This is a genomic window from Coprobacter fastidiosus, from assembly GCF_982245605.1.
The window spans coordinates 87968-104316 of record NZ_CEVCIF010000005.1 but is presented as its reverse complement, the minus strand read 5'-3'; the positions used below and the strand labels follow the sequence as shown (position 1 = coordinate 104316).

At 38.1% G+C, this 16349-nt stretch carries 13 protein-coding genes and 1 pseudogene; 7 read left to right on the top strand and 7 right to left on the bottom strand.

Features of this window, described 5'->3' with window-relative positions:
- The first annotated feature begins 64 nt into the window (after positions 1-64).
- The 5 genes and pseudogenes from AC0UMU_RS02645 (at position 65) to AC0UMU_RS02625 (ending at position 4588) form a co-directional block, all read left to right on the top strand.
- A complete protein-coding gene (locus AC0UMU_RS02645; RefSeq protein ID WP_022390802.1) occupies positions 65-1414 on the top strand; it encodes a threonine/serine exporter family protein in 1350 nt (449 codons plus the stop codon).
- Between the two features lie 151 nt (positions 1415-1565).
- Positions 1566-3134: a glycoside hydrolase family 43 protein gene (locus AC0UMU_RS02640; RefSeq protein ID WP_270739127.1), complete on the top strand. Its 1569-nt coding sequence runs from the start codon at positions 1566-1568 to the stop codon at positions 3132-3134.
- 267 nt (positions 3135-3401) lie between these two features.
- Positions 3402-3938, top strand: coding sequence for a methylated-DNA--[protein]-cysteine S-methyltransferase (locus tag AC0UMU_RS02635; protein WP_022601574.1), 537 nt, complete (start codon positions 3402-3404; stop codon positions 3936-3938).
- 17 nt (positions 3939-3955) lie between these two features.
- A pseudogene (locus AC0UMU_RS02630) lies at positions 3956-4069 on the top strand (sugar O-acetyltransferase); the annotation flags it as partial.
- A gap of 372 nt (positions 4070-4441) precedes the next feature.
- The gene (locus tag AC0UMU_RS02625) at positions 4442-4588 is read left to right on the top strand and encodes a hypothetical protein (RefSeq protein ID WP_022601575.1); all 147 of its coding nucleotides are present in this window, start codon (positions 4442-4444) and stop codon (positions 4586-4588) included.
- Between the two features lie 141 nt (positions 4589-4729).
- On the opposite strand, the gene AC0UMU_RS02620 is transcribed toward AC0UMU_RS02625, so the two are convergent.
- Positions 4730-5257 (bottom strand): DJ-1/PfpI family protein, encoded by a 528-nt coding sequence (locus tag AC0UMU_RS02620; protein WP_009319420.1) that lies wholly within the window; start codon positions 5255-5257, stop codon positions 4730-4732.
- Between the two features lie 167 nt (positions 5258-5424).
- Between AC0UMU_RS02620 and AC0UMU_RS02615 the strand changes: the two genes are divergently transcribed.
- Together AC0UMU_RS02615 and AC0UMU_RS02610 are read left to right on the top strand one after the other, a co-directional pair.
- Positions 5425-5802, top strand: a complete 378-nt coding sequence (locus AC0UMU_RS02615) for a winged helix-turn-helix transcriptional regulator (protein WP_031258689.1) — start codon at positions 5425-5427, stop codon at positions 5800-5802.
- Complete coding sequence (locus tag AC0UMU_RS02610) at positions 5783-6682, top strand: helix-turn-helix transcriptional regulator (RefSeq protein ID WP_009319418.1); 900 nt, start codon at positions 5783-5785, stop codon at positions 6680-6682. Before AC0UMU_RS02615 ends, AC0UMU_RS02610 begins: the two co-directional genes overlap by 20 nt.
- Here AC0UMU_RS02610 and mutL read toward each other — a convergent pair whose 3' ends face one another.
- The 6 genes from mutL to guaB all read right to left on the bottom strand — a co-directional run bounded on the left by mutL (position 6683) and on the right by guaB (position 16201).
- Complete coding sequence (gene mutL, locus AC0UMU_RS02605) at positions 6683-8572, bottom strand: DNA mismatch repair endonuclease MutL (RefSeq protein ID WP_270738264.1); 1890 nt, start codon at positions 8570-8572, stop codon at positions 6683-6685.
- Between the two features lie 25 nt (positions 8573-8597).
- Positions 8598-10241 (bottom strand): OstA-like protein, encoded by a 1644-nt coding sequence (locus AC0UMU_RS02600; RefSeq protein ID WP_288640690.1) that lies wholly within the window; start codon positions 10239-10241, stop codon positions 8598-8600.
- A gap of 23 nt (positions 10242-10264) precedes the next feature.
- On the bottom strand, positions 10265-11626 hold the full coding sequence (locus AC0UMU_RS02595; protein WP_009319415.1) for a peptidylprolyl isomerase: 1362 nt from the start codon (positions 11624-11626) through the stop codon (positions 10265-10267).
- A gap of 30 nt (positions 11627-11656) precedes the next feature.
- A complete protein-coding gene (locus AC0UMU_RS02590) occupies positions 11657-12520 on the bottom strand; it encodes a peptidyl-prolyl cis-trans isomerase (RefSeq protein WP_288640687.1) in 864 nt (287 codons plus the stop codon).
- A 62-nt stretch (positions 12521-12582) separates the two neighbouring features.
- A complete protein-coding gene (locus tag AC0UMU_RS02585) occupies positions 12583-14544 on the bottom strand; it encodes a peptidylprolyl isomerase (protein ID WP_288640684.1) in 1962 nt (653 codons plus the stop codon).
- A 181-nt stretch (positions 14545-14725) separates the two neighbouring features.
- Entirely contained in the window at positions 14726-16201 is a 1476-nt protein-coding gene (guaB, locus tag AC0UMU_RS02580) for an IMP dehydrogenase (RefSeq protein WP_022601587.1), read from the bottom strand.
- Positions 16202-16349: the final 148 nt, after the last annotated feature.

Below are 16349 nucleotides of genomic sequence, written 5' to 3'. Positions count from 1 at the left end.
GAACGTTTCTAATCCTCCTAAAAAGCATGGGAATATGCCGTTGTAATTATTGAATTAACAAGAGATGGAAAATAATATTTTGACAGAACAAGAAATCCTATTATTACGAAAAAAACTCGACCTTTTACTACGCACCGGTAAACTGCTGATGGAAAGTGCAGCCGACACAAACCGAATCGAACGAAATATGAAACGTGTTGCCGCATTTATGGGAATCCCTGAAAATAAGCTGCATATCGATATCAGATGGACCATGATAATGGTGAATGTAAGCGATGAACGCCATTCTTTTTCAAAATTTCAAAAATGTGAGAAACATGGTATCAATATGACTACGATCTCACAAATCAGCAAACTGTCATGGCGAGCTATCGAAGAAGATTATTCATTGGATAAATATGAGGAAGAACTCACTAAAATAGCCGAGCAACCCCGAAACTATACTCATTATATAGTTGCCATGGGCGCAGGGTTCGCTTGCGGGGGGTTTTGCAAACTATTCGGTTGCGACTGGACAGCTTTCTTATTTGCATCGATATGCGCATTTATAGGCTTTAGAGTTCGTGCCCGTTGTATCGATTTTGGAATTAACGTTTATATGAGTATCGCCATTGCTGCATTCATATCTACCTGCCTGGCATACGCATCATCTTATACAGGATTATCTGAAACGCCTTACCATCCGTTATTGGCATGCGCCTTGTTCATCGTACCGGGTGTACCGCTAATTAATTTTGTGGATGATATGATAGATAATCATCTGCTTACCGGAATTACTCGTGCGGCCAATACTGCGATGATGGTCGGGGCAATGACTTTCGGAATAGCTTTTGTAATGCGTGTATTAATGATGGACGATATTACGATAGATCATAAATTCAGTGAACTAAGTATGGTTCCTCATGATTCGTACTACGTATATGCGATTGCAGCCGCAATCGCGGCAGTCGGGTTCTCCATGATATTCAATATTCAGCGTCGTTTACTATGGGTCGTAGCAATAGGTGGTATCATCGCCGTATGTACACGTAATTTTGTAAATTTCGAATTAGGATTAGGTCCGATAATCGGCTCATTTATGGGCAGTTTCGTCGTCAGTCTTATTGCTGTAAAAGCAGTTCACTGGTTTCATGTGCCTAATCATGTGTTGACAATTCCGTCTGTTATCCCGATGATTCCAGGCGTATTGATGTATCGTTCTTTACTGGCTTTCATAAATATGAACGGTATCGTCGGAGAAGTGACTAATGCTTTTTACAATGGAACGACATCGGCTCTCATAATTCTTTGTATTTCATTAGGTGTAGCTATTCCTAATATCTTTGCCCGCCGTTATATCGCTCGTGATCGTCAGATTTATTTAGAAAAGGAACTTGAAAAACGTCGTCAGCGAGGTAAATTCATCGAATGGTGAGCAAGGCAAACTCTTTTTTCTACAAAAAACAGATATAAATAAAAAACTGCGAATTTATTTTCGCAGTTTTTTATTTATATTTAACTTTGTAAAAGCCTGTCAGTGCTAATAAACACATAAACAGTTATATAAATATAAATACAATATAATAATGAAAAAATTCTTATTAATCGCCGGACTGATCGCCTGTCTGTCTTGTCCGGCACAAACACAACAAGGTTATAAAAATCCTGTGATACCGGGTTTTCATCCCGACCCGAGTATATGCCGTGTAGGTGAAGATTTTTATTTGGTAACCAGCAGTTTTCAGTATTTTCCCGGAGTGCCGGTATTTCATAGTAAAGACCTGATAAATTGGGAACAAATAGGTCATTGTCTGACACGACCGGAACAAGTAAACTTGAACGGAGCTAGTGTCTGGGGTGGTATTTTCGCACCTACGATTCGCTATCATGAAGGTGTTTTCTATATGATTACTACGAATGTTACCGATAAAGGCAATTTTCTCGTACACACAACCGATCCTGCCGGAGAATGGTCTGACCCGATACCAATCAAACAAGGGGGGATCGATCCTTCACTCTATTTCGAAGACGGGAAATGCTATCTGGTAAGTAATCCTGACAACTATATTACCTTGTGTCAAATAAATCCGAAAACCGGGGAGCAATTGACCGAAAGTAAACGCATATGGATAGGTACAGGAGGTCGATTTCCTGAAGGACCTCATATTTATAAAAAAGATAATTGGTACTATTTGCTAATTTCTGAGGGGGGAACAGAATACGGACATAAAATAACTATTGCACGAAGTCGTTACATTGACGGACCTTACGAACAGAACCCGGCAAATCCTATTTTAACTCATATCAACAGAAACATGCAAAGCAGTCCTATTCAAGGAGTCGGACATGCAGATATAATACAAGCACCTGACGAAAGTTGGTGGACCGTGTTCTTGGCTTTTCGCCCACAGAGTGATATGCACCATTTGCTCGGTCGAGAAACATTCCTCGCTCCTGTCCGCTGGGATAAAAATGCATGGCCGGTAATTAACGGAGACGGAAGTGTATCTTTAGGAATGGACGTCCCGACATTGCCTCAACAGCCTTTTGCAACCAAGCCTGTACGCACGAACTTTAAGAACGGGAAACTCGGGTTAGAATGGGTACATGTACGGAATCCTCATCCTGAAAATTATACATTCGACTCAAATAAACTGCGTTTAAAGCCCACTCCTATCACTTTGAATGATTTTAAAGACAGCCCGACTCTGGTATGCCGAAGACAAGAACACATAGACTTCACAGCAACAACATCGGTGCAACTGCAAAAAGCATCTTCCGGGGATGAAGCCGGCCTGACTGTTTACATGTCAGAAACTTCTCATTACGATCTTTTTGTAAAACAGCTTTCTGACAAAAAACAAGCTCTCATTCTTCGTTATCGCTTAGGAGAACTTTCTCATATAGAAAAAGAAATCGTTCTTCCTAAAGGAGACGTACAAATTCGGGTGAAAGGAAACAGGGACTTCTATTCATTCGAATATGCGACGAATGGTAAGACTTTCCATGAATTGGGACGAATGAATACTCGTTATCTGAGTTCTGAAACTGCGGGGGGGTTTACCGGAATCATGCTTGGTCTGTATGCCGTTTCAAGCAACCCTTCATCGAAAGGCTATGCAGAGTTTGAATATTTTGATTATTCAGGGGAATAAAATCATTCTTTCATGCTTTTCTCTCTGATAAATAAAACAGTGCATAAAAATTTTCTTTCCGAAAAAAGAAATTTTATGCACTGTATAAAAACTCATTTAACTTTTCCGATACAATAAAGAAATTAGACATTTCTTAAATTTTATTCCTATTTATTTTCATTCGTCAAAAAACTACTATCATTTTAGTAAAGCACAGATACAGAAACAAAACACATATTATAAACCTTTTTTTTAACATCACAATAACCAAATTTTTCTTACCACAATATGGAAAACAAAAAAAAATTTAATATTATTCGGACACAACGATATCATTCCCCTTGTGGAGATCTGATACTCGGCTCTTTTGGAGATAAACTTTGTCTTTGTGACTGGACAATAGAAAAGCACCGGATTGCAGTAGATAAAAGAATACTCCAAAATTTACAAGCCTGCTATGAAGAAAAAACTTCCGACACTATCGAAAAGGCAGTCAGACAATTAGACGAATATTTCAATCGGGAACGGACAACATTCGATATACCTTTGCTTTTTATCGGTACGGAATTTCAGAAAAATGTATGGTATAAACTAATGGAAATACCCTACGGAAAGACAATTTCTTACGGTGAACTGGCTAAATTATTGGGTGTTCCGAAAGCAGTACGTGCCGTAGCAAATGCAAATGGAGCAAATGCCATTTCAATTTTCGCACCTTGTCATAGAGTTATCGGTAGCGATCATTCTCTCACAGGGTATGGAGGAGGACTTGCAGCAAAACGTCTATTATTGGATTTAGAGTTAAATGGGAAATCGCTATTATAACTTATAAAAAAGTATATAAAAACAGTGTCATCGGGGCAGGCGGTATAGTTACCCACTCTATTCTTGCAAATTATATAACTGTAGGAAATCCTTGTCGGATAATAAAGCTCCTACCTAAAGATCAAAAATAGCAATAGACCTTTACACCTTATAGCATCTGAATTCTATCGGAAATTTCATCTAACTTTACACTCCGATGAGCCGAATTTATTTCCTGATTAGAGCTATAACTTCTCATGTTTAAACATATTTAAAAGAGGTTGTTTTTCAAGTTCTAATCGTAAAGTTGCAGAATCGTTCGAAATTTTGTACTAAAAATATTCTTCGGCTCTTGGGGCTTCACTCTTAACGAATAGACTATAATAAACAAATAATTACACTAAAGAATGTTATAAACTCATCTTTTTTATGTTATAAAACATATTTATCGAATATTATTCGTACATTTGCAATGTAGAAATTAGAAATAGAAATCGTCTTTCAATCCGGAAAGACAAAAAAAGATGAAAACAATGAAATCTGTAAATGAAGAAATCGCTATGTTGCGATATCAAATTCAACGCTATCAAGCGGTCAAAAATGGAGCTAAATGTCAAGAATTAAATGCAAAGCTCCGAGTATTAACTCAAAAGCAGGAAACTGCAATCTAAAAATTATTAATCAACTAAAGGCGGACTATCATCGCAATCGGGCGGCGGCAGTCCTTTTTTATTTTTAGCAAACAGATAATATAATTATAAATGACAAAGGGGAGAAAGATTTATTATCTACTCCCCTTTGCCATAAAAAATCTATTGTAAAACTTCAAGAAGACACGGTATAAGCTGCGGTATTGCATGTTCATCCTGCGCAGTATAAAAATTTCCATCAATCGTTACGGCATCATTGGTAGCTATACCTTTCTGAATTGCCGGTTTGGCTAATGGATGAACAGCTAATCTCTTTCCTTCCGTAATTCCGGCTATTTCAAATATCAAACTTGCTGCACAATGCCCTATCATTAACTTATTCTTATCTGAAAATTCCCGAACAACAGATAATAAATCAATATTATAATCTCGGTTTGCATTCTGTTGAAAGACAGGAACGGCATCGCCACACGAAAACAACAATGCATCAAATTCATCAGCATGACTTTTCAAATTAGCAATTAAATCATCGGTCAGTAAAGTAATTCCGGAGTTTGTACGTATATTTTTATTATCGGATACGGCAAACACTTTATAAGAAATTCCTTTTTCATAAAAAGATTCAAGATACTGAAACAATCCAGCCCCATTAACCGGATCGACCGCTAATACTGCAACTTTTTTCTTCATAATCTCAACATTTATAAATAATACAATAGTTATTATTAGTAAGTTTATTATTTTTGTTTTGTAAAAATAAACAATGTCTATTAGGAAAACAAGAACGCACTTATAAATTAGATAGTTACATTGATGTAACCATTATTGAAAAACAAACGAATAGAAAATATAAAAAAATGCAAAATTTTCATCCGACCGGAGTTTGCCCGATACGAGACATATTAAGTCACTTGAGTAGCAAATGGGCCACTTTAATATTGATAACTTTGAACGCAAATAAAACCATGCGCTTCTCGGATATTCAAAAAAGTATCGGGGATATTTCGCAACGTATGCTTACGGTAACTCTTCGATCTCTCGAGACAGACGGATTAATTTCCAGAAAAATATATGCAGAAATTCCTCCCCGAGTAGAATACAAGCTGACAGAAAGAGGTTACAGCTTAATTCCTCATATAGAAGGTCTGGTCAACTGGGCTATTGAGAACATGCCGATGATAATGAAAAACAGAAAAACAAATAAGCTGACGACCAATGGCCAAGAATCTTTTTAACCGCTATATCTGGCTGGTAGATACAATATATAGAAACGGGAAATTATCTTTTAAAGAGATTAACGACAAATGGTTGCAAACCGACTTTTCGGAAGGAAAGCCGATTCCCCTCCGGACATTTCATAATCACCGAGAAGCTATACAAGATTTGTTCGACATCAATATCGAGTGTAATAAAAGTACCCATGAATATTACATAGAAGATGCCGACCAACTTTCAAAAGGAACATTACGAAACTGGTTGCTGAATACTTTTACCGTTAATAATCTCATTAATGAGAAATATAAATTACAGAACCGCATTTTATTAGAAAATGTCCCCTCAGGACAAAAATATCTGACTCCGATCATAGAAGCTATGCGGGACGGAAAAAGAATTTCTGTTACTTATCAGTCTTTTACTAAGAATGAACCGGAAACTTTTGATATAGAGCCTTATTTTGTAAAATTGTTTAAACAGAGATGGTATATTATCGGATATTCTATGTTTCACAAAATGATCCGTATTTACGCTCTCGACCGGATACAAGTAATGCAGATGACCGATAAAACATTTGAACTTCCTCAAAATTTTTTACCGGAAGAATATTTCAAAGACTGTTTCGGTATTATTCACGGAGAAGGCATTACGGAAACCGTAATGTTAAAGGTAAAAGGTAATCAAGTAAAATATTTCAGGGAATTGCCTCTACACATCTCACAAAAAGAAATAACCCGAGGAATTAACTACTCTATATTTCAATACAACTTAAAAGTAACGTTCGATTTGGTACAAGAAATATTATCATACGCACCGGCAGTCGAAGTCCTTGCTCCAAAATCTCTTCGGGAAGAAATTCTAAAAATATTACTTGAAACCTGCAAGCTATACGATAGATAATTACTTAAAACGCTTCTGAAGTTCATCGACAGAAAAAACCGTCAATGTTACTCTCCCATCAGGTGTGTACCCCGGCATGGCAGAAGCGAACAAATCATCGGCCAACTGCTCCATTTCGAGAGAAGACAAAACCTGTCCGTAAGGAATTGCCGCAGATTCGGCTAAAGTTAAGGCCATGGCTTCATGAATATCCGATTTTACATCTCCTCCCTTTTCGGATGCGGTCTCGATCATCTTATTTAATAATCCGACGACATCCACCCCTTCTATTCCTCCAGGAACTCCGTTTATCGAAAAAGTGCCTCCCCCCATATCAGACAAGTCGAAACCTAAAGAATTCAAATCTTCTTTAATTCCAGAAAGAATAGCCCCCTGAGAAGCTGACAAATGAATCATTTCCGGAAACAATACCCGTTGAGAAACACCCTGTCCGGATTGAAGATGCGACATATAACGATCATACAATATACGAATATGGGCACGGTACTGGTCGATCATCACGACTCCGGATTTAACAGAAGTAATAATATAACGTCCCTTCACTTGAAGATACTGTCCTCCGACTGTTGTAGCAACAGAATCATTTATTTTCGATGCAATGGTCTCAGAGGGAACAGTCTCTGCAGAAGACAGATCCGGAACAACAGGCCGATTGACTTTTGAAGAAAATATTCGAGGCTCTTCTTCCGTCGAGTTTCGAGGCATATCTTTTGCCGATTCAAATCCTGAATAGAGTTTACTCCAATCATAATCAGGACGCTTAGTCCCTGCTGGAGAAGAACTCTTAAACGGATTATAACCGGGAGTAAAAGTCGTTTGCGGAGGCCTTACCTCATCCCCCTTATGAAAAACCGGAATCTCAGGTGCACCCTCCATATCAAAATCGATAGAAGGTACAGCACTGAACTTCCCGAGAGCTTCTTTCACGGCAGCTGATAATATCTGCCAAATCGGCTGCTCATTCTCAAATTTAATTTCCGTCTTCGTCGGATGAATATTTACATCTATGGAAGCCGGATCAACAGTCAGATTGATAAAATAATTAGGCATCTCTCCTACCGGTATCAACTGCTCATAGCTTTGCATCACGGCTTTATGAAAATAGGGATGTCTCATATACCTCCCGTTTACAAAAAAATATTGTAATGCATTCCGTTTCCGAGAAGCTTCAGGTTTACCGATATAGCCCGATATTTTTACCAACGATGTCTCGACCTCTACCGTTAAAAGCTGCTGGTTCATGCCCTTTCCGAAAAGTGAAATGATACGCTGACGGAAATTAGACGCCGGAAGATTAAAAAGTTCATTGTCATTATGAACCAATTCGAATGCTATCTCGGGATTAATTAATGCGATACGTTCAAATTCGGAAAGAATATTGCTTAGCTCTACTTGATTCGATTTCAAGAACTTTCGCCGGGCAGGTACATTATAAAAAATATTCTTTACAGCAAAATTCGATCCCACAGGACATGAGACGCACTCCTGAGACTCTACAACCGAAGCGGCCAATGCAATCGCTGTTCCCACTTCATCTTCGATACGACGAGTGCGTAATTCAACTTGAGCTATCGCAGCAATAGATGCCAACGCTTCTCCCCGAAATCCCATTGTATGCAAAGAAAACAAATCTCCGGCTTGGCGAATCTTTGAGGTTGCATGACGTTCGAACGAAAGCCGGGCATCTGTTTCGGACATACCTTTACCGTTATCTATCACCTGAATAAGAGTACGACCAGCATCTTTGACTATAATCTGTATCAAAGTAGCACCGGCATCGATGGCATTCTCAACCAACTCTTTTACAACAGAAGCAGGACGCTGTATCACCTCTCCCGCAGCAATCTGGTTGGCAACAGAATCCGGCAATAACTGTATTACATCACTCATATCAACCTCTTTTTCTTGTTATCTGTTATATTTCGTTACTGAAACGACGTTTCTTTTTCGGGATTTCACTCTTCTTACGAATTATCTTCCTGAATATATCAGCAGGGTCTCTCGGACGGATCTCTTCATACCAATGAAAATCTGGCAAATAAAGTTGAGCCGGGGTTATTTTAGGTATCGGAGTCAGTGATCCATCCACTTTGTTATACATAATCAACTTATCCATCTTCTGATCCTTCAGATACATTGTAAGGAAACTACTTTCCGCATAATTCAACCCCGTAAATGTAGAATCTCTTTCTTGTGGATAAAAAATAGTCCGTACATTTCCGCTAACATCCACCTTGTCTAATCTTCCTTCTTTAAAAAAGGCTTTCAAATCTTTCCCTGAAAGCTGATCAAAAAAAGCCGTATCTTTCTGTTGTGTAGCAAAAGCAAAAGCCGGAACATGTGCCCACCTTACGGTACTGTCATTCATATATACCTTTATCGTATCCCCGAATATTTGATAATCAAGATTCCAAAGAATCGGGTTCTTAAACATATACACGGCAGAATCTTTGGTCTTGTATACCATAGAATCGCAAACGCCTTGTATATCATTTCTGAAAAAACGTGTCCCGTAATATGCACGTATCAAACGCGTCGAGTCCAATAACACGGAGGAACGTAACGTATCGGCATGTAAATAAAATGTATCGGGCTGGGAATAATCAATAACCCTTGCCGAGTCTGTCGCCATAGAAGCTTCTTTTATTTCATCATAAAAGCCGTAATTTCCCTCCATCGTTACCCGACGAGTCGTATCATTAAGAATCATATTCCCGAATACCTCTCCGAATCCTTCTGCCCGATTATAAAAAATCGTATCGCCTGTAAGCTGCTGGCTTTTGCTTACGATAATAGAACGGTCGAAAAGCATCGATGTATTATTGTGCGTATCATACCATCCCAATTTAGAATATATAACGTTGCTATCCGAAACCATTACGGAAGGTCCGATAATATCGGCAATTTTCGTATTCGTATTGTACTCCAGCGTATCGGAATAGAGCGTATATTCCTCATTAACCAGTTGCACATCAAAATTAAAAACCGCCTGCTTGGTATCCGGACTATATTGTCCATAAATAGAGCTGAGTTCATTCTCGGTATCGACAATCTTACCGCCATCGAAATAATAACCGATATTAGGCTGCATATCGTAGTTAAGGCTATCGGTAAACAATACGACATCCCGATTCTCCATACGAACATTATAGCGTAAACGGGCAACTTGCACAATACCGTCATAAAACATCACATCGCTATATACAAACAAGGTATCACCTTGTTCCATACGTACATTTCCAAAAGCATCCAAAGAATTCGTCTTTTCATAGAAATAAGCACTATCACAAAACATGTACATACCTCCCCGACGAAAACGGACATCTCCTCTCAGTATCTGAAAATCGGGATGAATATCCTTATCGAATTGTAGTTCATTGGCATATTCCAAATAGACTTTCTGAGGATCATCTACGGCTGTTTTTATCGGTGTTTTTTTAACAACAATAGGCGGATTGTCCAGTGTATGTCTCGCCCAAACACAAAGAGTTAACAGGCATAAAACACCTATCAGTATTTTATGCCTGCTTACTCCTGAATATCTTTTACTATCAAACATCAATCGGCTTATTATTCTAATTTTTATTTCTTAATCCAGCCATCATACTTAAAGTCGCAATTCCGCCAGCCGTCTTTAATACGAATATACGTTTCTTTCTGTTTTTTCCGAATCCAATTTTCGATCAGATCTTCTCTCCTATTTTGTTCGACAATTGCTTTCAAAGCCTGATAATCATCAGACATATTGGCTTTATGTCCTTCTACCCGAGACCTCAATTTTACTAAAACGGCAACCTCTTTTCCCTTTTTCTGATCCATCATAATAAACGGCTGAGATATATCTCCGGCATTCATCGTGTTTACGACTTTTGCAATTTCCTGAGGTAATTCGCTCATCTGAAATTTTGTAGTCCCATTTTCAGAATTTACCATTAACCCTTGATTATTGCGTGTATTTTTGTCTTGTGACAAAAACTGAGCAGCTTCTTCAAACTTAAACTTTCCGGAAGTAATGTCATTTCTCAAACTATCCAAACGCACGATAGAATTATTCAACTCTTTTTCAGAAACTTTCGGCTTCAACAATATATGCCGTGTATTAATGCGATCTCCCCTTTTCTCTATCAATTGGATAATATGATAACCAAATTCTGTTTCTACAATCTTAGAAACTTTTTTCGGGTCATTCAGGTTAAATGCAACATCTGCGTACTCCGGTACAAGTTGTGCTCTTCCCATGAAACCGAGCTCTCCCCCCATACGCGCCGACCCTGGATCTTCAGAATAGAGGATGGCTAAAGTAGAAAATTCCGTCTCACCTTTGGTAACCCGTTCGCTATACTCCCGTAAACGAGCCTTGATATTATCGATTTCCTGTTGTGGAATTTTCGGATTTATAGTTATTATCTGCACCTCTACTTGGGTAGGAATATAAGGAATACTATCCGAAGGCAATCCCGAGAAAAAACGACGAACTTCCGAAGGTGTTATCTTTATATCCTTGACCAACTGACGCTGCATTTCCTGAACAATTCCTTGTTCACGCACCATCTCGGCCATCTCTTCACGCAATTCGCTCATCGGTTTATTGAAATATTCTTCTACTTTTTCCTTTGATCCGATATTGGCGATAAAATAGTTCAGTTTTCGTTCCACTTCTTGGAAAACTTGAGCATCGGAAACAGTTATACTATCTAACTTCGCCTGATGCATAAAAAGCTTTTGTATTGCAATCTGCTCAGGTATCACACAATACGGATCTCCATCTATTTTCTGTCCGTCATACTGCATGCTCCGATATTGCTCCTCAACTTGAGATTTAAGAATAGCCTCATCTCCGACAACCCAAACGACTTCGTCTATAATATTATTCTGAGCATGAAGTGAAACTCCGGTCAAACTGAAAAACAAAGTCAACAACAATACACTACTAAATTTTCGCATCGTTTTCTCTTTAATTAATTTATTATTTCGTCAATTGAAATATTCAATCTCTTTCTCCTTAAGGGCATCCTGATATAATTCATCTTTGACTTCCTTAAGGAAATTCATTTTCTTTTGATTCATGAGAATTTCCCTTATCTGAGCTTTTGCAAAATCAAAGGGCATTTGTTCACCCTTGAGCTGATAATCGCTAATATTCAAAAAATACCAATATCCCTTATGATTCAATTCGATATTCTTATGCGTACGCAGGAAATCTGCCTCTCGTTCCACAGAATAAGGGATATTATCCATTACTTCATCAAAAGATACCCACTTATCATAAAAATATTCATAAATCACAGCATTATGCAATCCGTACTTTTCTATATTTTCCACCGCTTCGGGCGTATTTGATTTATACCATTTTTTCAAACGGACAATCTGCGGTGAATTTTCCGGAACTTTCAAAAATAACCCTTTGATTATCGCTGAATGCAATTTAAATTTATCATGATTTTTTTCATAATAAATGTTCATATCCTCTTCGGAAATCTCTTTATCTAACTTTTCATTTAGCAAATGCTTCTGATATTCAAATATTACAAGTTCCTGCCGATAGCGCTCCACCATACGATCGATATTTTCTTTATCCGGAATATTACGAGAAGCAACATCATAAAGCAATTGATCATCTACCCATTGCTTTATATAGTTATCTGCAAACAAAGCACTGTCTTTAGATTTCAGCCGATCAGGTATTTCACGTTCTAAATCACCACGAGTCAAAGCCTTATCGCCTATCCGAACTAATACAGCTTCCTTCCTGTTTTTTTCTGAAAAGTTCTCTTTACAAGAAAAGAACAGAAGCATGACAGCCACACTCCATAAGGATAAAGCGATTTTATGCCACATAGTTCCTTTTATTAATAGAAAACCAATATTAATTGGTAAAATTACAACGAAATCTGCTTACTCTATTGCACATTAACTGTTTTTAGAACATCTTTATTTATTTCAACCGGATACTTTTTATTTAAATTTTGTACCCAAATCTTTTCAAGATAGTTCTGATAATCAGCCGTCACCTGACCTTTCATATCAGTATATGACTCAGGACCTTTCTTCAGCATTTTTCCAACAACAAAAACGACCGGAAATTTTTCATCTACAGACAATTCGCCTTCCTTAAATGCCAAATTATCGACTTTTTTATTATCTCCTTTTTGGAAAAGTCCTTTCTCGATCTTCACATGTTTAATACTGTCGGTATTAAACTCTTTATTGATATAAAAAACAACAGAATCAGCAGGCAACGATTTAATTCTTTTCTTGATCGTTTTGACCAAAGCCTTATCATCACATTGTATCAAATACCCTTTATAACGAGGTTGATCCCAGGTATATTGTTTTTTATGAGCTTTAAAATATTTCTGTAACCCGACAACATCATTAGACGCTTTTTCCCATACTTCACGATTACTTATGTCGAACAAGAGTATTCCATCACGATACTCATTCATCAAATTTCTGAATTCGGGATATTTCGTCTCCAGCTTAGTATCCTCGTAATGTAATATTTCATTATCGACAAATGCATCTATTTGTTTATTTAAATAGGCTACATTACCACCATGAAATGCGCCTTGTGCAGACTTCGAATTTTTCATAAAATTCCCTAAATCGGCCACAGTCCAGTCTCTCCCGTCCAAACTGAACAACACAGATTGGTCTTTACTGATATTATTCAAAAACAACGTATCCATAGGACTCGTCTCTACTGCAAACTTTTCCAATTTCTCTTTCTCTCCCGCATTCATATTAAACGCATATTCGACTTTCAGTTTTTCGATCAGAGATTTTTGTCCTTTATTGGATCTCTCATCACGTCCTATTCGTCTCATAATATCGGGTTTCAATTCTTCAAACGGCTTCAATCCCCTTGTATCCAACAATTTAATAATATGCCATCCATAAGGGCTCAAAACAGGTTCGGACACATCTCCTTTATTCTTCAAAGCATAAGCAGCATCTTCATACTCCTTTACAATGCGTCCGGTAGATATCCAAGGAAGCTCTCCTCCCCGTTGAGCGGAATTTTTATCTTCAGATTTTTCTTTAGCCAATTCGGCAAAATCTGCTCCTTGAATTATCTGCTGATATATTTCTCGTATTTGCTTTTCTTTTTCTTTTTTCACTTCATCTGAAGCATTCGAAGGCAACATCAACATAATATGTGCCGTAAGCCGTTCTCCTGGATCGGGACGACGATCGGAAACTTTTATCAAATGATAACCGAACTGGGACAAAACCGGCTCAGAAACGCTTCCGACCGGAGTTGTATAGGCTGCCGTTTCAAAAGGATATACTGTCATAAATCCTCCTATATACCCTAAATATCCGCCATTTCGTTTTACCGAAGGATCTTCAGAATACTCTTTTGCCAACTTTCCAAAATCCTCTCCTTTGCGGATACGTTCCAAAACAGATTTAGCTTTTTGATAAACTTTATCTTTTTCGGTATCTGTCATTCCAGGATTTACCCTAAACAAAATATGACTTACTTCAACATTTTCCTTTAATCGATCATACGCTTCTTTTGCCAATCGATCGTCCATTTCTCTATCCACTAAATACGGCTGTACCAATTGTGCACGATACCCGGCAAGTTCTGTTCGGAAAGCACGTGTAGTATCCAATCCGCATGCTTCTGCCTCAGCAACCTTCAACTTGTAGTTTTTAAACAATTCCAGATATTCATCCAATGATTTTGGATCTGTCTGTTGTTGATTATTTTTTTTATAAATATATTCGAATTCCGATTTCTTAATGCTTTTTCCATTCACCTTCATCAATACAGGATCATTTTCCGGATTCTGTGCACACAAAGCAAATGAATAACCGGCACACAAGGATAATAATAACCATTTGTTTTTCATCGTTTCATTTTTTTACTTAAGCAACCCTTTTGTGACGAGTCCTCTTTTAATTTTACACTTAATAATAGAAATACACTAATTTAACGACTCAAATATATAAAAATTATATTGATCTCGCCAAATTAGTGTATTATATAAACAGTTTACAACAGAGTTTTAAATCTATTGTAACTCTTATTTTTTATTCACCTCGACTATAATTCGGAGATTCGCTCGTAATAGTCACATCATGCGGATGGCTTTCGGCAACTCCGGCATTTGTGATTCGAGTAAATTTAGCCTGATGCAAGGCTGTTATATCGGCAGCACCGCAATATCCCATACCGGCACGCAAACCTCCCACCATTTGATAAATTACCTCATACAATGATCCTTTATAGGGAACTCTGGCGGCAATACCTTCGGGGACAAGTTTCTTAACATCCGTCTCCGCAGCTTGGAAATAACGATCTTTAGAACCTTTTTCCATAGCTTCCAACGATCCCATACCTCTATACGACTTGAATTTACGTCCGTTATAAATAATCGTTTCACCAGGAGATTCTTCTACTCCTGCCAACAATCCACCCAACATAACAGAATATCCTCCAGCAGCCAAAGCTTTAACGATATCGCCTGAATAACGGATTCCGCCATCTGCAATCAAAGGAATTCCCGTTCCTTCCAAAGCTTTCGCGACATCATAAACAGCAGAGAGTTGAGGCACACCGACCCCTGCTATCACACGAGTCGTACATATAGACCCCGGTCCTATACCGACTTTTACACCATCCGCCCCGGCATCAACTAAATATTTAGCGGCTTCTCCCGTAGCAATATTTCCGACAACAACATCTATTTGAGGAAATTTTGCCTTAACCTGTTTTAAAACATCGATTACATATTTGGAATGCCCATGTGCCGTATCAATTACGATGGCATCGACTCCTGCATCCACCAAAGCAGCGGCTCGGTCGAGAGAGTCTCCAGTCACTCCGATTCCGGCAGCAACACGTAACCGTCCTAATTTATCCTTGCAGGCAAAAGGCTTGTCTTTTGCCTTGGTTATATCTTTATATGTTACCAACCCGACTAGTTTGCCGTCTTTATCGACAACAGGCAACTTTTCTATTTTATGATTCTGCAAAATATCGGCAGCTTGCTGCAAATCGGTAGATTGATTTGTCGTTACCAGATTTTCACAAGTCATTACTTCATCTATGGCACGAGAAAGATTCCGCTCAAAACGTAAATCCCGATTAGTGACAATACCTACTAAATGGCGATTATCGTCAACAACAGGAATACCTCCGATATGATACTCTTTCATCAAGGCTAATGCATCTTTTACGGTCGATCCTCTCTTGATTGTTACCGGATCATAGATCATTCCGTTTTCAGCACGCTTAACACTATGCACCTGCTTAGCTTGTGCCTCTATAGACATATTCTTATGTATAACTCCTATACCGCCCTCACGAGCTATGGCAATAGCCATTTGAGCTTCGGTAACCGTGTCCATAGCGGCGGAAACTAAAGGGATATTCAACTGAATGTTCCGTGAGAACTTGGTTGTCAACTGAACTGTACGAGGAAGAACTTCCGAATAAGCGGGGATCAACAAAACATCATCGAATGTCAACCCATCCATAACAACTTTATCTGCAATAAATGACATAATGAGGTAGGCTTAAAATTTATTGCGTACAAAGATAAATATTTTCAATGGATATTTATACGTAAAGATTTTATTTTTTAATGGTTTTTAAAAATAAGTACTTTCAAACGACAATGGCCGGAAGACTCTGATTGCAGACTCTCCGGCC